This is a genomic window from Neoasaia chiangmaiensis (genome assembly GCF_002005465.1).
GTDB lineage: Bacteria > Pseudomonadota > Alphaproteobacteria > Acetobacterales > Acetobacteraceae > Neoasaia > Neoasaia chiangmaiensis.
Genome location: NZ_CP014691.1, coordinates 2,766,670 through 2,785,118, shown reverse-complemented (window position 1 = coordinate 2,785,118; position 18,449 = coordinate 2,766,670). Strand labels below are relative to the sequence as shown.

21 protein-coding genes and 1 tRNA gene are annotated in these 18,449 nt (G+C 63.1%); 16 read left to right on the top strand and 6 right to left on the bottom strand.

What is annotated here, in order from left to right; translation table 11 throughout:
- The first annotated feature begins 2 nt into the window (after positions 1-2).
- The 3 genes from A0U93_RS13220 to A0U93_RS13210 are packed head-to-tail and all read left to right on the top strand — an operon-like array spanning position 3 to position 2,759.
- Positions 3-830: a carbohydrate ABC transporter permease gene (locus tag A0U93_RS13220; RefSeq protein ID WP_077807738.1), complete on the top strand. Its 828-nt coding sequence runs from the start codon at positions 3-5 to the stop codon at positions 828-830.
- A 37-nt stretch (positions 831-867) separates the two neighbouring features.
- Positions 868-1,968 carry an ABC transporter ATP-binding protein gene (locus tag A0U93_RS13215; RefSeq protein WP_077807737.1) on the top strand — a complete coding sequence of 367 codons (1,101 nt, stop codon included), beginning with the start codon at positions 868-870 and terminating at the stop codon, positions 1,966-1,968.
- A gap of 17 nt (positions 1,969-1,985) precedes the next feature.
- On the top strand, positions 1,986-2,759 hold the full coding sequence (locus A0U93_RS13210; RefSeq protein WP_077807736.1) for an SDR family NAD(P)-dependent oxidoreductase: 774 nt from the start codon (positions 1,986-1,988) through the stop codon (positions 2,757-2,759).
- Between the two features lie 6 nt (positions 2,760-2,765).
- Here the strand turns inward: A0U93_RS13210 and A0U93_RS13205 are convergent, their stop codons facing one another.
- The gene (locus A0U93_RS13205) at positions 2,766-3,401 is read right to left on the bottom strand and encodes a glutathione S-transferase N-terminal domain-containing protein (RefSeq protein ID WP_077808539.1); all 636 of its coding nucleotides are present in this window, start codon (positions 3,399-3,401) and stop codon (positions 2,766-2,768) included.
- Positions 3,402-3,482: 81 nt separating this feature from the next.
- Between A0U93_RS13205 and crcB the strand changes: the two genes are divergently transcribed.
- Positions 3,483-4,688: a fluoride efflux transporter CrcB gene (crcB, locus tag A0U93_RS13200; RefSeq protein WP_245824903.1), complete on the top strand. Its 1,206-nt coding sequence runs from the start codon at positions 3,483-3,485 to the stop codon at positions 4,686-4,688.
- A gap of 5 nt (positions 4,689-4,693) precedes the next feature.
- Here the strand turns inward: crcB and A0U93_RS13195 are convergent, their stop codons facing one another.
- From A0U93_RS13195 to A0U93_RS13180, 4 genes are all read right to left on the bottom strand, one after another.
- Complete coding sequence (locus tag A0U93_RS13195; RefSeq protein ID WP_077807734.1) at positions 4,694-5,812, bottom strand: anhydro-N-acetylmuramic acid kinase; 1,119 nt, start codon at positions 5,810-5,812, stop codon at positions 4,694-4,696.
- Between the two features lie 2 nt (positions 5,813-5,814).
- Positions 5,815-6,738: an N-acetylmuramic acid 6-phosphate etherase gene (locus tag A0U93_RS13190; protein ID WP_077807733.1), complete on the bottom strand. Its 924-nt coding sequence runs from the start codon at positions 6,736-6,738 to the stop codon at positions 5,815-5,817.
- Positions 6,739-6,847: 109 nt separating this feature from the next.
- On the bottom strand, positions 6,848-7,711 hold the full coding sequence (locus A0U93_RS13185) for an SPFH domain-containing protein (RefSeq protein WP_245824901.1): 864 nt from the start codon (positions 7,709-7,711) through the stop codon (positions 6,848-6,850).
- 68 nt (positions 7,712-7,779) lie between these two features.
- Positions 7,780-8,184, bottom strand: a complete 405-nt coding sequence (locus tag A0U93_RS13180) for a GntR family transcriptional regulator (protein WP_077807732.1) — start codon at positions 8,182-8,184, stop codon at positions 7,780-7,782.
- A 122-nt stretch (positions 8,185-8,306) separates the two neighbouring features.
- On the opposite strand from A0U93_RS13180, the gene hisG reads away from it, so the two are divergent.
- The 11 genes from hisG (at position 8,307) to A0U93_RS13125 (ending at position 16,408) form a co-directional block, all read left to right on the top strand.
- Positions 8,307-9,017 (top strand): ATP phosphoribosyltransferase, encoded by a 711-nt coding sequence (hisG, locus tag A0U93_RS13175; RefSeq protein ID WP_174807204.1) that lies wholly within the window; start codon positions 8,307-8,309, stop codon positions 9,015-9,017.
- Positions 9,014-10,312, top strand: a complete 1,299-nt coding sequence (gene hisD / locus A0U93_RS13170) for a histidinol dehydrogenase (protein WP_077807731.1) — start codon at positions 9,014-9,016, stop codon at positions 10,310-10,312. The genes hisG and hisD overlap by 4 nt, the downstream gene beginning before the upstream one ends.
- 150 nt (positions 10,313-10,462) lie before the next feature.
- Positions 10,463-10,681, top strand: a complete 219-nt coding sequence (gene infA, locus A0U93_RS13165) for a translation initiation factor IF-1 (protein ID WP_023979930.1) — start codon at positions 10,463-10,465, stop codon at positions 10,679-10,681.
- Between the two features lie 8 nt (positions 10,682-10,689).
- Complete coding sequence (locus A0U93_RS13160) at positions 10,690-11,298, top strand: Maf family protein (protein ID WP_077807730.1); 609 nt, start codon at positions 10,690-10,692, stop codon at positions 11,296-11,298.
- Positions 11,298-12,371 (top strand): ribonuclease E/G, encoded by a 1,074-nt coding sequence (locus A0U93_RS13155; RefSeq protein ID WP_245825202.1) that lies wholly within the window; start codon positions 11,298-11,300, stop codon positions 12,369-12,371. The genes A0U93_RS13160 and A0U93_RS13155 overlap by 1 nt, the downstream gene beginning before the upstream one ends.
- On the top strand, positions 12,368-12,568 hold the full coding sequence (locus tag A0U93_RS13150; protein WP_077807728.1) for a DNA gyrase inhibitor YacG: 201 nt from the start codon (positions 12,368-12,370) through the stop codon (positions 12,566-12,568). Before A0U93_RS13155 ends, A0U93_RS13150 begins: the two co-directional genes overlap by 4 nt.
- 45 nt (positions 12,569-12,613) lie before the next feature.
- A tRNA-Phe gene (locus tag A0U93_RS13145) sits at positions 12,614-12,689 on the top strand.
- Between the two features lie 182 nt (positions 12,690-12,871).
- On the top strand, positions 12,872-13,207 hold the full coding sequence (locus A0U93_RS13140; protein WP_077807727.1) for an Arm DNA-binding domain-containing protein: 336 nt from the start codon (positions 12,872-12,874) through the stop codon (positions 13,205-13,207).
- Positions 13,208-13,265: 58 nt separating this feature from the next.
- A complete protein-coding gene (locus A0U93_RS13135; protein WP_077807726.1) occupies positions 13,266-13,466 on the top strand; it encodes a hypothetical protein in 201 nt (66 codons plus the stop codon).
- A gap of 677 nt (positions 13,467-14,143) precedes the next feature.
- The gene (gene derI / locus A0U93_RS13130; protein ID WP_077807725.1) at positions 14,144-14,641 is read left to right on the top strand and encodes a D-erythrulose-4-phosphate isomerase; all 498 of its coding nucleotides are present in this window, start codon (positions 14,144-14,146) and stop codon (positions 14,639-14,641) included.
- Positions 14,642-14,668: 27 nt separating this feature from the next.
- Positions 14,669-16,408: a dihydroxyacetone kinase family protein gene (locus A0U93_RS13125; protein ID WP_077807724.1), complete on the top strand. Its 1,740-nt coding sequence runs from the start codon at positions 14,669-14,671 to the stop codon at positions 16,406-16,408.
- Positions 16,409-16,443: 35 nt separating this feature from the next.
- Here the strand turns inward: A0U93_RS13125 and A0U93_RS13120 are convergent, their stop codons facing one another.
- Positions 16,444-17,214 (bottom strand): DeoR/GlpR family DNA-binding transcription regulator, encoded by a 771-nt coding sequence (locus A0U93_RS13120; RefSeq protein WP_245824899.1) that lies wholly within the window; start codon positions 17,212-17,214, stop codon positions 16,444-16,446.
- A gap of 492 nt (positions 17,215-17,706) precedes the next feature.
- Between A0U93_RS13120 and A0U93_RS13115 the strand changes: the two genes are divergently transcribed.
- Positions 17,707-18,447, top strand: coding sequence for an HAD family hydrolase (locus tag A0U93_RS13115; RefSeq protein ID WP_077807722.1), 741 nt, complete (start codon positions 17,707-17,709; stop codon positions 18,445-18,447).
- Positions 18,448-18,449 lie beyond the last annotated feature (2 nt).

Sequence of the window (18,449 nt, the reverse complement as noted above, 5' to 3'; positions counted from 1 at the left end):
CCATGGCCATCAAACGCAGCCGTTCGCATGGTCTGGCCATCGGTGCCCTGGGGTGGCTGGTCGCCATCTGGATCTTCTTCCCGATCTTCTGGATGTTCATCACCGGCTTCAAGACCGAGGTCGAGGCGATCTCCACGCCGCCACACCTGATCTTCCGCCCCACGCTCGACAGCTATCGCGAGGTCTTCGAACGCGCCAACTACTGGCACTTCACATTCAATACCGTCGCCATCTCCGTCGGCGCTACGGCCGTCGCACTCACACTCTCCATTCCAGCGGCCTACGCCATGGCGTTCCTGCCCAACAAGCGGACGCGCGGCACGCTGCTCTGGATGCTCTCCACACGCATGCTGCCGCCGGTCGGCGTGCTGGTGCCCATCTACCTGATCGCACGCAACACGCATCTGCTCGATACCCTGACCGGCCTGGCCATCGTGGACATGCTCACGAATCTGCCGATCGTCGTCTGGATGCTCTACACCTTCTTCCGTGAAGTGCCGGTGCCGATCCTCGAAGCCGGGCGCATGGATGGTGCCAATCGCTGGCAGGAGATCACGGTCGTGCTGCTGCCGCTGGCACTGCCCGGCATCGCGTCCACCGGACTGCTGTCGCTGATCCTCTGCTGGAACGAGGCTTTCTGGTCGCTGAACCTGACATCGTCCAACGCGGCGCCCTTGGCTGCCTTCATCGCCTCCTTCTCATCGCCGGAAGGCCTGTTCTTCGGCAAGCTCTCCGCCGCCTCCACCCTCGCCGTGGCACCGATCCTGGTGTTCGGCTGGCTCAGCCAGAAGCAGCTGGTGCGCGGTCTGACCTTCGGTGCGGTGAAATGATCCGCACCTTTCCCACTCAATCCCGCGAGTATGTGTGATGGCCACCGTCGAACTCAAAGACATCCGCAAGACCTACCTGACCGAGGAAATCATCAAGGGCGTTTCGCTCTCGATCGAGGACAAGGAGTTCGTCGTGTTCGTCGGGCCGTCCGGCTGCGGCAAATCGACCCTGCTCCGCATGATCGCCGGACTGGAAGACATCAGTAGCGGCGACCTGCTGATCGACGGCCGCCGCGTGAACGAAGTCGAACCCGCAAAGCGCGGGCTGGCGATGGTGTTCCAGTCCTATGCGCTCTATCCGCATATGAACGTCTATCAGAACATGGAATTCGGCCTGAAACTGGCAAAGATGCCGGAAGCCGAGCGCCGCCAGAAGATCACGGATGTCGCACGTGTCCTTCAGCTCGAACCCTACCTGAAACACAAGCCCGGCCAGCTTTCCGGCGGTCAGCGCCAGCGTGTCGCCATCGGTCGTGCCATCGTGCGCAATCCCAAGGTGTTCCTGTTCGACGAGCCGCTGTCGAATCTCGACGCCGCCCTCCGCGGACAGATGCGCGTCGAGCTCGCAACACTCCATCGGCGCCTCAACGCGACGACGATCTATGTGACGCATGACCAGATCGAAGCCATGACCATGGCCGACAAGATCGTGGTCCTTCAGAAAGGTGTGGTGGAGCAGGTCGGCTCACCGCTCGAACTCTATCACCATCCGCGCAATCTCTTCGTTGCGCGCTTCATCGGCTCCCCACCGATGAATTTTCTTCCCGCAACCGTCACCAATGCTGATGAAAGCGGCGTGCAGGTTCAGCTCGCGACCGGGCAGTCTCTCCATGTTCCCGTGATGGCCGCCTCCAACATGGCTGGCGGCGCAGTCACGCTCGGCATCCGTCCAGAACACATCCTTCTGGATCAGGCCGAGGGCCAGGGCACCATCGAACTGGTGGAACGTCTTGGCGCGCTGACACAGCTGCACGTGCGGCTGCCGGACGATCAGCTTCTGGTCATCCAGACCGACGGCGCCCATGGCGGCGCACTGGATGCCCCGATCGGCTTCGCCTTCCCCCCCGAGCATTGCCACATCTTCGACGCCGACGGTCTGGCACTCGACAAACATCAGCGCCATCGCCTGGCAGCCTAATCTCAGGATACCGAACCATGTATATGGAAAAACTCCGGCTTAACGGCCGTGTCGCGATCATCACCGGCGGCGCGCAGAATATCGGCCTCTCCTGCGCGACCGCGCTGGCGGAGGCCGGTGCGCATGTCGTCATCGCCGATCTGGACGGCGATCTGGCCAATTCATCGGCCGAGGAACTGAAAGGCCTGGGCTACGCCGCTTCCGGCGTGGCGATGGACGTCACCTCCACGGACAGCGTCGAGACGGCCGTGGCCAGCGTGGCGGAAAAACTGGGTCGCATCGATATCCTGGTCTGTAGCGCCGGTATGTGCATTTCCGAGGTCAAGGCCGAGGACATGACCGAAAAGCAATGGCTCAAGCAGATCGACGTCAACCTGAACGGCATGTTCCGCAGTTGCCAGGCGGTCGGCCGTATCATGCTCAAACAGAAACGCGGCGCCATCGTCGCCATCGGGTCGATGTCCGGCCTGATCGTCAACCGCCCGCAACAACAGGCGGCCTACAACGCCTCCAAGGCAGGCGTGCACCAGTATATCCGTTCGCTGGCCGCGGAGTGGGCAACCCAGGGTATCCGCGCCAACGCCGTTGCACCGACCTATATCGATACAACACTCACACGCTTCGGCATGGAAAAACCGGAACTCTATGACGCCTGGCTCGCCGGCACACCGATGAACCGCGTCGGCCAACCGGACGAAGTCGCGTCCGTCGTGCATTTCCTTGCGTCCGACGCCGCCAGCCTGATGACCGGCGCCATCGTGAACGTCGATGCGGGCTTCACCGTCTGGTGAACGCCGTCATTTCCTGATCGTCTCGGCTTTCGCCAGGGCGCGTGCCGTTGCCGGCCGCGCCCCGATGGCTTCCTGCCAACGCGCGAGATTCGGAAAGTCGTTCAGGTCGATCCCCTGGTTCTTCCAGTTCAACGTCCAGGGGTAGGACGCCATGTCCGCAATGCTGTAATCCGCCCCGCCCAGAAACGCGTGATCCGTCAGGCGTTTTTCCAGCACACCGTAAAGACGATGCGTCTCCTTGCGATACCGGTCGATCGCATAGGGGATTTTCTCCGGCGCATAGAGCGCGAAGTGATGGTTCTGCCCGAGCATCGGACCCAGACCGCCCATCTGCCAGAACAGCCACTCCGAAATAACGGTCCGCTGGCGCAGTTCCTTCGAAAAAAATTGCCCCGTCTTGTCGGCGAGATAGACCAGAATGGCGCCGGATTCGAAAACGCTCAGCGGCGCACCGCCATCGGCCGGCGCATGATCGACGATGGCCGGCATTTTGTTATTGGGTGAAATTGCCAGGAACGCCGGCTTGAACTGATTACCCGCGCCAATGTTCACGGGATGGATCGTGTAAGGCAGCCCCGCCTCTTCCAGAAACAGTGTGATTTTGTGCCCATTCGGGGTTGGCCAGTAATGGAGGTCGATCATATCCTGTCTCTCCGTTCATTCGGTATCCGTCGAACGATTATCGAATGCCCTGCGCTGTTCAACCACCAATGGGGACGATCCTTGCGCACCTATCTCATCGTCGCCATCGGCGGCGCCATCGGCACCGTGTTTCGTGCGTTTCTCTCCTCAACCCTGCCATCGCTGACAGGCACCGCCCTGCCCTGGCCGACGATCATCATCAATGTCGTCGGCTCTTTCGTGATCGGTTACGTCGCGATGCTGACCGCCGCCGACAGTCGCTTCGCCGCCTCGCCCGAACTGCGCGCGTTCATCCTCGTCGGTGTCTGCGGCGGCTTCACCACATTCTCTTCCTTCAGCCAGCAGACCGTCGATCTCATTCGTGACGGCCGGCCCCTGTCAGCCCTGCTGAACATCGGACTGTCAGTAGCAATCTGCCTGCTGAGCACGACGGCGGGCTATACCGCCGCCACGACCATCCGCGGCTCCCGTCTCGCTGCTCTCGACAGGCCGGACACGACGCTCCTCGCCCTGCACGATCCGGACAAGGCCCCTGCGACGCTCGAACTGGCGCGCCACGTGATGGAACGTCGCGGCGGCCCCATCAAGGTGCTGGCCATCGACGGCCCCGTCCTGAACGACGTCGAACCCTACGACCTGATGTTCTCGCCGCGCCGACGCGCCGCCCTGCTCGCCACGCGCAGCGCATGGCACGGCCCGATGGCTCAGACCCTCAACGACTGGATCGGCAGCGTCCGCCGCGAAGGCCACCCGGCGATCTGGCTCGATGTGCGGGGCGATGGTATCGCCGCCGTTCGCGAACACGCACGCATTTCGGGTCTGGCGATTTTCGAACATGCCGACCTGCAACAAAGCGCCGCGCAGGATCGACTCCGCGTCGCCCTGCACCACGCCGGGCGCCCCATCCTGCTGCTCCCGGCACAGATCGGCAAAACGCTGGGCGAGCACACGGCCATCGCCGTCAGAACGAACGCCGATCTCGCCAACCTGCTGAATGCTTCGGCTTCCCTACGCCCGCAAGGCGCGCCGGTCTTCGCACTGCATATCGGACAGCATTCCTTCGAAATCGACGACGCGAACATAACGCCGATCGTGCAACCGGCCGATCGGCGCCATTCCCATCTCGTCTCCCAGTTACTGGCGATGGCCAGCGCGCGGAATGCCGATCTGCTGGCGCTCATCGCTCCGAGAGAGCGGGAACACTTCGATGATCTGCTTCAGCACGCCCTTCCTGGCGCCGATCTGCCCATCCTGATCGTGCCGCCAACAGCCATGGTCAACGCGTAGCTTTTTCAGCCAGCCGTCAACCAGCCCGGCGGCACGATCCCGGTACATGTCAGCCGGCCACCGGTCATCGGCGTTGGCACCCCCGTCGTGCCCGGGGCGGAAATCGGCAGGCCGCGAACCGAGCGGGCGGCGAGAAAACCGAAACACTCGGCCTCCAGCGCATCGCCATTCCAGCCCAGCACCTCGACCTTTTCCACCGGCACGCCCAACCGTGCCGCAAGCCCCTGCATCAGGACAGGATTGTGTCGGCCACCACCGCAGATATACCACGCCAGCGGCGCCTCCGGCAGCGCCGTGCGGGCAACCGCCTCCACCGTGAACGCTGCCAGCGTCGCCGCGCCGTCCTGTGCGGAGAGATCGGCCACAGCCCGCATGGCGCGGTGAAAGGCCAGCCGGTCGAGCGACTTGGGCGCGGGCAATCCGAAAAAAGGATCGTCGAGCAACGCCTCGACAATGTCGAGGCGCACCTCTCCCGCACGCGCCAGCGCTCCATCATGGTCGCAGGCAATGCCCGTGTGCCTGAACGCCCAGTCGTCAAGCAACGCGTTGCCCGGCCCGGTATCGCACGCATGCACGCCGCCCCGGCTATCGATCAACGTCACATTCGCCACGCCACCGATATTGAGTACCGCCACAGGTCCGGGTCGCCCTGACAGGAGCGCCGCGTGATAGAAGGGCACCAGCGGCGCCCCCTGCCCGCCAGCCGCGACGTCGGATCCCCGAAAATCATGCACCACCGGCAAACCGGTCTCCCGCGACAGGAGCGTTGCGTCACCAGCCTGCCATGTCAGCCGCCGTTCTGGCGCGTGCCGCAGGGTCTGCCCGTGGAAACCGATCAGATCGGGTCGGATATACGGATATTTGGCGCGCAGGATGGCCACCGCCTCCGCATGGCGGAGGGTCAGGGCACGAATGACGGCCAGCAGTTCCCCATCCTGGGGGTCGATATCGGCCGCCTTGTCCAGCAGCGCGCGCAGTCGGTCACGCAGCGCCGGCGAATAGGGCAGCGTGACCGCGCCCGCTCGCGCACCGATACGCTCCCCGTCCGTTTCGATCAGTGCGGCATCGACACCATCCAGCGACGTGCCGCTCATCAGTCCGATGGCATTGAAGACGGTGCCCACGATCAGCTTTCATTCAACGACGACAGGACGGCGCGCAAGTCACCGCGATGCAGGGTCAGCGCCGCCTCGGCCTCCTCCCGACTCAAGCCCGAGCGCACCAGCACGGCACGCTTCACATTACCGCCCGTCGCCGCCAAAGCCGCCTCGATCTCGGCATCCGTCCCGCCCGCGAGCATCCGCACCATGCGCGCCGCACGTCTGGCGAGCTTGGCGTTTGTCACCTTCATATCGACCATCTGGCCACGATAGACATGGCCCAACCGCAGCATCAGCGTTGTGGAAAGCATGTTCAGCGCCGCCTTCTGCGCCGTACCCGCTTTCAGGCGCGTCGATCCGGCCACGACCTCAGGCCCCGTCGGAAGCCGGATACCCAGTTCCGCCTCATGAAGGATGCGACCCTCCCGACTGCCGCTGACCCCGACCGTCAGGCTGCCCCGCGCCCGTGCCGCCGCCAGTGCGGCGCAGGTATAGGGCGTCGCGCCGCTGGCTGCCACGCCGATCACCACGTCGTTCCGACCGGGCTCATGCGCCAGGATGTCGTCGCGCGCAGCATCCTCCCGATCCTCAGCCCCTTCGGCCGCCTGGAACACGGCACCCTCGCCGCCCGCCAGCAACAGCACAAGGCGTTCCGTCGGCAGGCCGAAAGTCGGAGTCAGTTCCACGCCGTCCTGCATGCCGATCCGCCCGGACGTCCCGGCGCCGACATAGAACAATCGCCCCCCCGCCCGCAGGCGCGGCAGGGCGGCGTCCACGACCTTCTCGATGTCCGGCACGGCGGCCCGCGCGACGGCCACCGCCGTCATCTGTGCTTCTGCCAGCGCATCGAGCACGGAGGCCGTGGGCCATGTATCGATATCGGCATAACGCGGATCGGGACGCTCTGTATCGTTGCTCGTCGGAATGCTGCTGGTCGTGGGCGTCGTCATAAGGGCTTTCAATCGTGAGACGGCTGATTCGGCGCCGGCCTATCGCGGTGCGTCATGACACCTCCCGTCTTTTAGAAACGGGCGCCCCCATCGGCAATAGCGGGTCGGATCAGGCCTCCGCGGGTGGGGTCGGTGTCGCCGTGTTCGTCAGATTGATCGCCGCCACGCCCGCCATCGCATCGGCCATGGTCGTCGGCATCAGGATCGTGGTGCCCCGATCCTTGTTCATTTCGAAAATACGGTTGATTTGCAGGATTTGCAGCGCGATCGGCGTCGAGGCATAGGTCTTGGCCGCTTCCGCCAGTTCCAGCGCCACCGCGCGCTCGGCGCTGGCCAGCGTGACGCGGGCGGCCTTCTCGCGCTCGGCCTGCGCCTGACGACTCATTGCATCCTGAAGACTTGCCGGGAGTTGCACGTCGCGGATTTCCACACCCTGAACCGTAACGCCCCATTCCTGCGTCTTCAGAGCGATCTGTTCGCGCAGTTCATCGTCGATCCGACGCCGATCCTCCAGCAGCACGGACAGGTACGAACTGCTGACGACTTCCCGAAGGGTCGTCAACGCGACCATCGATACCGATCCGGCGAAATCGTCGAGTTCCGTTATGGCCCGCAGGGGATCGTGCACCATCCAGAAAATCACCGCATCCACGTCCACGGGTGTCGTATCCCGCGTCAGCGTCTCCCGCGTCGCGACCGGCACGGTCCGGATACGCTGGTCGACCACATTCGCGACCTGATCGAGAAAAGGCACGGTCAGGAATATACCCGGCCCATAAACCCCCTTCACGCGCCCGGCACGCAGGACAATCGCCCGCTCCCAGGCAGCGCAGAGCCGAACGGAAAGGATGATCGCCACGGCGGCAATCACCCCCAGCACCAGCCAGACAACGAAATGCGCCTTGTCCAGCGCACCGCATCCGAAACCGATGAGCAGCGCCACTGCCGCCAGAGGGCCTGATATCGAATTCATCGCGGAGATACTCCTTCGTGGCAACACCGTCGGATAGGATGGAAAGGCAGGCATCGGGAGAGTCGGCATCACTGGTTTCCTTGCAAAAACTCGAGCATGGTCCGGGCCACGTCTTCCGGCATCAGGCCTTGCGCCCGCGCCATCGCGATCGCTGCCGCCGCGCAGGCCTCCGTCTGCGCACGACGGACATCCGGATCGGGCAATGGCGGCGCGGACGACACGAAACTGCCCCGCCCGCGACGCGTCTCGATGGCCCCGAGGCGCTCCAGTTCGGCATAGGCGCGTTGCACCGTGTTCAGATCGATCGAGAGATGAGCCGCCAGTTCCCGCATCGTCGGAAGCTGCGACTCTGGCGGCAGACGCCCGTCGCCGATCGCCGCCAGCAGACCCTCGCGAACCTGCACCCGCAGCGGCACGCCACCACTGGCGTCCAGAACGGTCGGAAATACCAATCGTGGTATGTCTGCATACATTCATACAATATAGGGCTTCATTCCTTCCCGGGTCAACGAAAACCGTGCGGCGCCACATTTCTGCCTGCCGCCACGTTGTGTTATGGAGGCCTCGTCATGACCACGATCCGGAAAAACACACCTTGACGACGATCGCCGAACCGCAAACCCAGGCCGGAAACGCTGGTGCGGCGGAAGCACCGCTGATCCTTGCCTTGCCGAAGGGTCGTATCCTCAAGGCGCTCAAGCCGGTTCTGGATCGCGCCGGTCTGATGCCGGATCCGGGCTGTCTGGATGGTGACAGCCGCGCCCTGCGTTTCCCCACGACCGACCCGGGGCTGGACGTGGTCCGCGTGCGTTCGTTCGACGTTGCCACCTTCGTGGCCTATGGCGGCGCACAGATCGGCGTCTGCGGTGCGGATGTGCTGATGGAATTCGACTATCCGGACATCTACGCACCGCTCGATCTGGGCATCGGCGGCTGCCGCATCTCCGTCGCGCGTCCGGTGGCGGCGCTGCGCAAGGAAGGCACGGCCGCCAGTTCGCAGATCCGCGTCGCCACCAAATACCCGACAATTGCCCGACGCCATTTCGCCGCGCGCGGCATCAACGCCGAGATCGTCCACCTCAACGGCGCGATGGAACTGGCACCCAACCTCGATCTGGCCAGCATCATCGTCGATCTGGTCGATACCGGCTCCACCCTGCGCGCCAACGGCCTGCGGGAAACGGAAGTCATCGCGCACGTCACCAGCCGCCTGATCGTCAATCGCGTGGCGCTCAAGACCCGGCCGGAGGCGATCGCCGCGCTGATCACGCGTTTCCGGGACGCCCTGCAGGAAAACAATTCATGAAACAGCTCGATACGCGCCACGCATCGTTCGCAGCCCAGTTCGACGCGCTCCTGCAAGCCCGTACCGGCGTGGAGACCAGCGTTGCCGAACCGGTGCGCGACATCATCGCCGCGATCCGCACCCGAGGCGACGACGCACTTTTCGACTACACGACGCGCTTCGACCGCCTTACCCTGAACGCCGGGACGGTCCGCATCGCGCAGGACGAGATCGCGCGCGAGGCCGCGAAGGTCGCGCCCGATCTCATGACCGCCCTCCATCAGGCCGCCGGACGCATCGAATCCTTCCATCGCGCGCAGGTGCCGGACGATCTCAGCTACACGGACGACGCCGGCCTGACGCTCGGCATGCGCTGGAACGCGCTCGATGCCGTCGGTCTCTATGTGCCGGGCGGCAAGGCGGCCTATCCGTCCTCCGTGCTGATGAATGCATTGCCCGCAAAGGTGGCGGGGGTCAGCCGCATCGCCATGTGCGTGCCTTGCCCGGACGGCGTGCTGAACCCGCTGGTCCTTGCCGCGGCACAGGTGTGCGGCGTGTCGGAAATCTACCGCGTCGGCGGCGCGCAGGCCGTTGCCGCCCTGGCCTACGGCACGGCCAGCATCGCCCCGGTCGACCGCATCGTCGGTCCCGGCAACGCCTATGTCGCGGAAGCCAAGCGGCAGGTCTTCGGCCATGTCGGCATCGATTCCATCGCCGGGCCGTCCGAGGTTCTGGTGATTGCCGACAGCCGCAATACTCCGCGCTTCGTGGCGCTCGACCTGCTTGCCCAGGCTGAACACGACGAACTTGCCCAGGCTGTGCTGGTAACCGACGACGAAACCTTCGCCCAGAAGGTGATCGACGCCGTGGAACTCGAACTCCGGACCCTGCCGCGCGCCAAGATCGCCCAGCGCGCCTGGGCCGACCATGGCGCGGTGATCGTCGTGCGTGACTGGAACGAGGCCGCCGAAATCGCCAACCGCCTCGCGCCGGAACATCTGGAGATCATGCTGGACGATCCGCAGGCCTTCGCCGCGAAGGTGCGCCATGCGGGGGCCATGTTCCTCGGTCGCTACTGCCCGGAAGCTGTCGGCGATTATGTCGGCGGTCCGAACCATGTCCTGCCCACCAGCCGGACAGCCCGTTTCGCTTCCGGACTGTCGGTTTTCGATTTCCTGAAGCGCACGACGTCCATCGCCACCGGGCCGGAAGGGTTGAAGCAGGTCGGACCGACCGGCGTCGCCCTGGCGAAAGCGGAAGGGCTGGATGCACACGCACTCAGCCTCTCGACGCGTCTGGAGGCGCTCGGCGCCTGAAAATCGACCTGTCGCCGCCTTTATATGGGCCGCCACCTTCCCGTCGCGCTTGACGCGGCGGGCGTTGATCCGCACATAACGCGCCAGAATGAATCCCTGCGGACCATCGTCCGCGTCCGCGTCCGCGCCACGAACAAACCGAAAGACACCATGTCCAAAGAAGATATGATCGAATTCAGCGGCACCGTTACCGAGTTGCTGCCCAATGCCATGTTCCGCGTCACGCTCGACAACGAGCACACCATCCTCGCCCATACCAGCGGCAAGATGCGCAAGAACCGCATCCGCGTGCTGGCCGGCGATCGCGTGAACGTTGAAATGACGCCATACGACCTCAGCAAGGGCCGCATCACGTTCCGCTTCAAGTAAGCCCCGCCGTGACGGAGGGAAGCCGCCCGCGCCTGATCCTCGCCTCCGCGTCGCCGCGTCGTCTGGATCTGTTGCGACAGATCGGCCTGACGCCGGACGGAATCGTCGCCGCCGACCTCGACGAATCGCCGCGCCCGAACGAATTGCCGCGCCCGCATGCTCAACGGCTGGCCCTGTCGAAGGCCGAGGCCGTCGCGGCACGGCAGTCCGATGCCGCGCTGGTGCTTGCCGCCGATACCGTCGTGGCCGTGGGGCGCCGCATCCTGCCGAAAGCGGAGGATCGCGAGACTGCCCGCCGCTGTCTCGAACTGCTGTCCGGCCGCCGCCATACGGTCTTGACCGCCGTGTCCGTCCTCCCAAGCGCGGCGTGGACGAAGGGCCGTCCTGTCCACCGCCTGGTCGAAAGCGTCGTGACGTTCTCGCGTCTCAGCACGACCCAGATCGACGCGCTGCTCGATCACGGTGACTGGCAAGGCAAGGCTGGCGGTTACGCCGTTCAGGGCATGGCCGCAGCCTACATCCGCTATCTCGGCGGCAGCCATTCGGCTGTCATGGGCCTGCCGCTGTTCGAAACCGCCCAGATGCTCCGCGGGCAGCCGGGCGGCTGGCTGGCGTGATGGAAATCCGCATCGCCTGGAGTCCGGGCGAGGCGCGGATTGCCGCAATGGACGGCGACACGCTTCAGGACTTCGCCCTGTGGCGTCCCGGCAAGCCGGATGGCTACGGCGATCGACACGCCGTGCGCATTCTCAAATCCGCCGAGAATATGGGCGGAGCGTTCGTCTCGCTCGCCGACGGATCGGATGGTTTCCTGACCGGGCAGCACGCCGTCGGCGATCTTGTCAGCGCGCTCGTCGTGCGCAGTCCTCAAGGTGGCAAGGGCCTGCGCCTCAAACCGATCGAGATGGCTCATGCGGCAACGGAACCGGCATTGCTGGCACGTGGCCCGACACCGCTGGAGACGATCGCGGCACGTTATCCTGACGCACCGATCCTGATCGACGAACCCGCCGTTGCAGCACGCATACCCGCCAGCCTCCGTGCCCGCATTGTGCGCACGCCCGCGGCCTTCGATGCGCATGTCACCGCATTGTGCGATGCCCTGTCCGAGCCTGTCACCGAGCTGAAGGGCGGCGTACGTGCGACCTTCACGCCAACGCCGGCACTGATGGCGATCGATCTGGACTGTCCTGAGAATACGGACCGCCGGAGCCGCGCGACCGCGCAGGCCGGCGTCAACATGGCGGCCTTCCCCGATCTTTGCCGTGAAATCCGCCTGCGAAACCTGAGCGGCGCCATTCTCATTGATCCGGCTGGCGTCACACCTCGCAAGCGCCCCGCCCTCGTTCCGCCGCTGCGCGAGGCGTTGCAGCACGACCCCATGAAGCCGCAGGCGCTGGGTGCCACGGCACTCGGATTACTGGAAGTCGTGCGGACACGCAGCCGGCCGCCCTTGCACGAACTGCTGAACGCCCCACATGGGATCGGCCTGTCAGCCCTGCGACAGATCATCGCACAACGCCCCACCGGCGCGCCGCCGCCGCCAACCCTGAAGGCCGCCATCAGCGTCGTCCGCGCGCTGGAGACCGACACCGTCGCGCTCGATTCCTTCAGCACGACCTATGGCACGCCATTGCGCCTGGAACTCGCACCAGATTATCCGGTGAATTACTGGAGCCTGCACATATGAGCATCTGCCCCATCTGCCGCCGGCCGTCCGACCCGAAATATCGGCCCTTCTGTTCGCGTCGATGCGCGGATGTGGACCTTGGAAACTGGTTTCAGGGCAGCTACCGCGTACCGTCTTTTCGTATCGACGACGATGAAATCGAAATCGATGAGAAAACTGGCCTTCCCCGGGTTGATCCCGGGAACGGCATCGGCTAAATCCCCCTCACGCCCAACGGGGAAAGCCCCGATGGATGCGACGGTGCCCAAGTAGCTCAGTTGGTAGAGCATGCGACTGAAAATCGCAGTGTCGGTGGTTCGATCCCGCCCTTGGGCACCATTTAGCTATCCGCCAATGTGCGGGTAGGCTTGCAAATCCCCAGAAATCAGCCCTCTTTCCCTACGCCCACGTGCGCAAGTGTATGCGTTTACACGCCAGTAGTCGGGATATTCGTGGGGTATGCTCGGGGATGTCCGTTGCTATCCTTGTCCTGAACCGGGGGTATGGCCGGGGGATAACTGATGGCAAGGAATGCCGCACCATGCGGAAAGCAATACAAGCTGGCGGACAGCAACGGCCTTTACCTTCTGATGAGACCGGCTGGCGGGAAGTTATGGCACTTCAAATTTCGGGCGCACGGGAAAGAGAAGCGACTTGCTTTCAAAAACCCGGAAGTGACGCTGGCGTGGAATTCGTGGTGGTTGATCTTGCCGGATGCGAACCGGCTCACCGTCGGCATCAAGAGCACGGCAGACGGCTTTGCAGTCAGGGTCATGCCGGTGATGCGTGAGATTCAGGCCGGCGGCGTTGTGTCGCTCAATGGTGTTGCGGGCGAACTGACGAAGCGCGGGCATTAGGCGGCTCTTGGACGGCGGCGAGCGTTAAGAACCTGATGGCGCGGTGATTGGAGACCAGATGATAAAACATGATGGCGTGTCCGTCACTCTTGCCGACAACGAGTGGTTGTCCGTCGAGGATGCCGTCAAGGCGTGGATAAAACATGTTTTCAGCATCAAGCCGGACGACGAGACGGCGGAGGAGTGGTCAGAGATGGCCAATGATGCGCAAAGATTAGAGGTGATCTTGCAGAAGATTGGCGAACAGACGAAGGCTTAATTGCAAAAGAAGGCCGTAGGCCCCCTTTATGATGCTTACCTGCGGTGCCGCCGTTTATGCTGCCGATCGAAAAATCGGCGCGACGGCGCATAGCATCATGGGACGCTGTCGTCACATAACGCGGCTCTCAATCCTATTGCCACTCAGATTGGCAGCGGGAGCGCGGCGACCCGCAACATCGCGGCCCCATAATCGCGCGCCGACTTTTCTTGCTCAAGGGTCAAATGAGAGACATGTAGGAGCATTAACCAGAGTGCCGGAGAAAATCTCAGGGCGTGCTGCGCACAGTGGCATCTTCCTCACGAAATCGACAATCACCTTGCAATTTTCGTAACGACGGCCAGCGGTTCGCGATCATGATAAGGACCGGCCTTCAATTGCTCTACTGACTGCCAGCCTGCCCTCCGAGAGCTACGGCAGGCGTTGTATCCTGCGCTGTTTCCTTACGTAAATTTACCCCGTTCGTATGCCGTCCCGTCCGTACGCATTGGGACATATGCGCTGGCGCACGGCGGGATTTGCGGAAACGCGCGCGCCAAACCCTCTTGGTTTTGTGAACGCACCGTGCCGAAAAACCCCTTTGCTGAAACCGCCATGCGTTATGTATAACATGTGTTGTGTTATTTTTCACCCCAACGACACACTTGTTATGACATTTCAGCCAGAGGAACAACGCCATGAAAATCGCTGTAGGTGGCGATAGCGCCGGCGAAGGCCTTGCGCAGTCCATCGTCAAACATCTCCAGAAACTCGGCGAACATGACGTCGTCGATATGTCGCACCCGGCCGACGAACATACCGAACTCTACGCTGAACTCAGCGAAAGGGTCGGCCTGGCCGTGCTCTCGGGCGAATACGATCGGGGAATCCTGTGTTGCGGCACGGGAATCGGCGTCTGCATTTCAGCCAATAAAATTCCCGGCATCCGCGCGGCACTGACGCACGACACATATTCCGCCGAACGCGCCGCCCTGTCGAACGATGCGCACATCATCACCATGGGCGCTCGCGTCATCGGTCCGGAATTGGCCAACTCGATTGCCGATGCCTGGCTGACCAAGGCGTTCGACCCGCATGGCCCCTCGGCGAAGAACGTGGAGGGGATCGATGCGCTTGGCCGCAAATACGCCGATCCGCACGCCGCGGACCACGCAGCCCATGCCATCACGGCCTGAGCATTTTTCCTCAGCGGAGACTTATTCATGACGAAAATATGCGGTGATGCGTCGCGCTTCGCGACATCGGCCCTGCACGGATACAGCCTTATCCATGGCGATCTGGTAAGAATGGTACGCGGCGGCGTCGTGCGCAGCAACCCCGGTCGGACCGGCAAGGTGGTCGTCGTGGTCGGCGGCGGCTCAGGCCACTATCCGGCATTCGCGGGTTACGTTGGGCCGGGCTTCGCCGACGCCGCGGTCGCCGGCGATATCTTCGCTTCGCCGTCGACCCAGGCCATCCACAACGTCGCAAAGCAGGCCGATCTCGGCGGGGGCGTTATCCTTGGATATGGCAATTATGCTGGTGACGTTCTCAATTTCGGCATCGCTGCCGAACGCCTGAGGGCGGAGGGCATCGATACGCGTGTCATCGCCACGACCGACGACGTCGCCAGTGCCGATGCGGACCATGCCGAGATACGACGTGGCATCGCGGGTGACCTGTCCGTCTTCAAGATCGTCGGCGCGGCCGCGGAGGCCGGCCTGTCTCTCGATGAGGTCGAAGCGGTCGCAAAACGCGCCAATCGCAATACGCAGACTTTCGGCGTCGCGTTCGATGGCTGCACGATTCCCGGCGCTGGCGAGAAGCTGTTCGAAGTGCCGGCGCGCCGCATGGCGCTCGGTCTCGGCGTTCACGGAGAACCGGGCATCGCGGAGGAGGATATCCCGTCTCCGGACGTTCTGGCAGGCGTCCTCAGCGAGCGCCTGCTGGCGGAAGCCCCGTCGGACGGCCGTCGACGCGCGGCCGTCGTCCTGAATGGGCTTGGCAGCACGAAGCAAGAGGAACTTTTCGTGCTCTGGGAAGCCCTCGAGCTCAAACTGCGAGAGGCAGGGGTCACGCCCATCGCGCCGCTGGTGGGGGAATACGTCACCAGTCTCGACATGGCGGGATGCTCGCTGACCATCACATGGCTCGATGAGGAACTCGAACGCTTCTGGCGTGCACCTGTCGAAACAGCCGCCCTTCACCATGCGGAAATCGTCGGCGAACCAGCGGCATTTGTGGCTGTCGAAGAGGAGCTTCCGGTCGAGTGCGCCGCTGCGACCTCGCAGGAAGGCCAGAATGGCGGGCGATGCGTGGCAGACGCCATGGCGCATCTTGCAGACGCACTGGCAGCACATGAGGCCGAACTTGGCCACATCGATGCGCTCGCCGGTGATGGCGACCATGGTCAAGGCATGACACGGGGCTCCAACGCTGCGGCCAAAGCGGCAAGGCAGGCCGTGGAACGCCGTGCCGGCGCCGGTACGGTGCTGCGCATCGCTGCCGATGCATGGGCCGATCGTGCCGGCGGAACATCCGGCGCGCTATGGGGCGCGGGACTTCATGCCTTCAGCGGTGCGCTGGACGATGAACAACGACCGGATGACGCACAGTTGGCGAAAGGCGCACGCGCGGCCCTGGAGACGATCATGCGGCTGGGCGGCGCCAAACCCGGCGACAAGACGCTCGTCGATGCGCTGGTCCCGTTCGTGGAAACACTGGAAGCCTCGCTACAGGCAGGGCAGGATATCATCGCCGCCTGGCAGGCCGGAAGTCATGCCGCGCGACAGGCAGCGGAGGGTACGCGCGACCTTCTGCCACGGCTGGGGCGGGCGAAGATGCATGGCGCACGCAGCAAGGGCCACCCGGATGCGGGTGCCCTGTCGCTGGCGCTTTGTGTCGAGACGATCGGCGATCTTCTGGCAAACGCGGCAACCCGGACCACGCCGGAAGCCGCCTGAACGCTACCGCCCGCCGGAGAGGCGGGCGGTATTTCCTACGAGCAGATCTTCAGGTTTACGCCATTATCGATCAGGCGCTTACGTTGCGCATCGCCCAGATCGCCATCGGCCAGAACCTCGTCGAATTCCTGCAATTCGGCGAGTTGATGCAGCCCTGCCTTGCGGAACTTCGTACTGTCGGCCAGCAATATGGATCGATCGGCAATGCTCATCAGGGCGCGCTTGACCATGACGACATCCTGATCGTTCTGATATGCCGTCACGCCATTGACCACCGATGTCGAGAGAAACATCGTATCGGCCCGCAAAGCCTGCGCGCCACGCTCGCTGATTAACCCGAAAAACGCATCGCGCGACGGACTATATTCTCCGCCCACGCAGATCAGCTTCAGCCCGGGATAGGGCGCAAGAGCCTGAATGACACCCATGGCATTCGTAATGATCGTCAACGGCGCCAGTGCCGGCAGGAGCGGCAACATCTCCGCCACCGTCGTCGAATCATCGAGAATAAGCACCTGCTCAGGCCGGACATGGGCTACGGCATCCGTGATGATCGCCTGCTTCAGGCTCAACGCCTTGCCCTGACGATACGAGACGCTACGTGTTGCCGTGGCGCGGTTGCGAACGGTCAGACCACCGTGAATCTTGTTGATGAGCCCGCGACCGACAAGCGCATCAGCATCGCGATGGATGGTCATGCGACTGACATCGAAACGCCGGGCAAGATCGTCGATGCTTGCATTGCCCGCTTCGAACAGCAGATCGAGAATCTTCTGCTGGCGCTCCGATGTTTCGCGTCGGCGCACGGTCGGTTCCTGGGCGTTTCCTCTCATCTGGGCAGCGCTTCTGTCATGTTGCCTTCATTTGTAATCCGGTGACCGGCACGAGACCGTTGCCATAACGATAGCACGTTGAACACGGTTTGTAATGTGCTGACGTCAGGTCCGCCATTATACACGATACGCGACTGGCAGCATCGAAAACATTCCGGGCACGCAATTTACAAATGCGTGCCACGGGAAGCGCCTTGCTAAAATTCCTATCATGCCGACCGGACAATCGGCGGTCTTTTTTCGCGCAGGGGAATAAGCGGGAACCGCGCGCAACCAAATTCGGATCGACCCGTTTTTTGTCAGCATGCACTCGCGATTCCGGCATCGCGCACGATGCTATTATCGCTACATGCATTTTCGTAGAAATTCAAGACTTGAACGAAATAAAACGATAAATATGTTATCACCACCAATCAACAAATCGTAAGCGAGGCCTTCCAACCTCCCTCGTCAAAGGAGAAGATCATGATCCTTCCGGAACTTAACAGCAAGAAGTACCCATCGTCCATTTGCAGTGATGGTGAACTCAAGCTCGTTATATTTGACTGCGATGGCGTTCTAGTAGACGGCGAGCATCTCTCGACCGCGCAAATGGCACGCGAAGCACGTAAATATGGCTGGGACCTGACGGACGAGGAAGCGCATCGGATTTTCACCGGCGGCGAACTGGCCAAGATCGGGCAACAGATCGCTCAGAAAACCGGCAAGGAGCTGCCGGCGGACTGGGACATGATGATGCAGCGCCGCATCGTCAACATGATGAAAACAGACGCCGAGACGGTCGATGGCGCGGAAGACATGCTCAATTCCGTCCTCGCCATGGGGCTCCCGGTCCGCGTCGGCTCCAATTCCTCAGGCGCCGAGATGGAAGCGAAATTCGCCAGCACCGGCCTTGATGAACTTCTGGAGGAAGACCGCATTCATTCCGGTCGCGATCTGGAAATGCCCAAACCGCGCCCGGACATCTATCTGCACGCAGCCGAGCAGGAGGGTGTCAGCCCGGAGCACTGTATCGTGCTGGAAGACTCGAACGCCGGGGTGGAAGCTGCGCGCCGCGCCGGCATGGCCTGCGTTCTGCTCCGCCCGCTCGACAAGGATGCCCCGGAATGGCCGGGCCTGCTGCGCATCGGCCACCTTTCGGAATTCCCTGTTATTTTACGCGATATTCTCAAGCAGCAACGCGCTTCGCACACCGTTGCCGCCTGACT

Excerpts from the sequence above, each read along its gene's own strand:
- A0U93_RS13220 (WP_077807738.1), top strand. The coding sequence starts at position 3 with ATGGCCATCAAACGCAGCCGTTCGCATGGTCTGGCCATCGGTGCCCTG.
- A0U93_RS13215 (WP_077807737.1), top strand. The coding sequence starts at position 868 with ATGGCCACCGTCGAACTCAAAGACATCCGCAAGACCTACCTGACCGAG.
- A0U93_RS13210 (WP_077807736.1), top strand. The coding sequence starts at position 1,986 with ATGTATATGGAAAAACTCCGGCTTAACGGCCGTGTCGCGATCATCACC.
- A0U93_RS13205 (WP_077808539.1), bottom strand. The coding sequence starts at position 3,401 with ATGATCGACCTCCATTACTGGCCAACCCCGAATGGGCACAAAATCACA.
- A0U93_RS13190 (WP_077807733.1), bottom strand. The coding sequence starts at position 6,738 with ATGACGACGCCCACGACCAGCAGCATTCCGACGAGCAACGATACAGAG.
- A0U93_RS13185 (WP_245824901.1), bottom strand. The coding sequence starts at position 7,711 with ATGAATTCGATATCAGGCCCTCTGGCGGCAGTGGCGCTGCTCATCGGT.
- A0U93_RS13180 (WP_077807732.1), bottom strand. The coding sequence starts at position 8,184 with ATGTATGCAGACATACCACGATTGGTATTTCCGACCGTTCTGGACGCC.
- hisD (WP_077807731.1), top strand. The coding sequence starts at position 9,014 with ATGAAACAGCTCGATACGCGCCACGCATCGTTCGCAGCCCAGTTCGAC.
- infA (WP_023979930.1), top strand. The coding sequence starts at position 10,463 with ATGTCCAAAGAAGATATGATCGAATTCAGCGGCACCGTTACCGAGTTG.
- A0U93_RS13155 (WP_245825202.1), top strand. The coding sequence starts at position 11,298 with ATGGAAATCCGCATCGCCTGGAGTCCGGGCGAGGCGCGGATTGCCGCA.
- A0U93_RS13150 (WP_077807728.1), top strand. The coding sequence starts at position 12,368 with ATGAGCATCTGCCCCATCTGCCGCCGGCCGTCCGACCCGAAATATCGG.
- A0U93_RS13140 (WP_077807727.1), top strand. The coding sequence starts at position 12,872 with ATGGCAAGGAATGCCGCACCATGCGGAAAGCAATACAAGCTGGCGGAC.
- A0U93_RS13135 (WP_077807726.1), top strand. The coding sequence starts at position 13,266 with ATGATAAAACATGATGGCGTGTCCGTCACTCTTGCCGACAACGAGTGG.
- derI (WP_077807725.1), top strand. The coding sequence starts at position 14,144 with ATGAAAATCGCTGTAGGTGGCGATAGCGCCGGCGAAGGCCTTGCGCAG.
- A0U93_RS13125 (WP_077807724.1), top strand. The coding sequence starts at position 14,669 with ATGACGAAAATATGCGGTGATGCGTCGCGCTTCGCGACATCGGCCCTG.
- A0U93_RS13115 (WP_077807722.1), top strand. The coding sequence starts at position 17,707 with ATGATCCTTCCGGAACTTAACAGCAAGAAGTACCCATCGTCCATTTGC.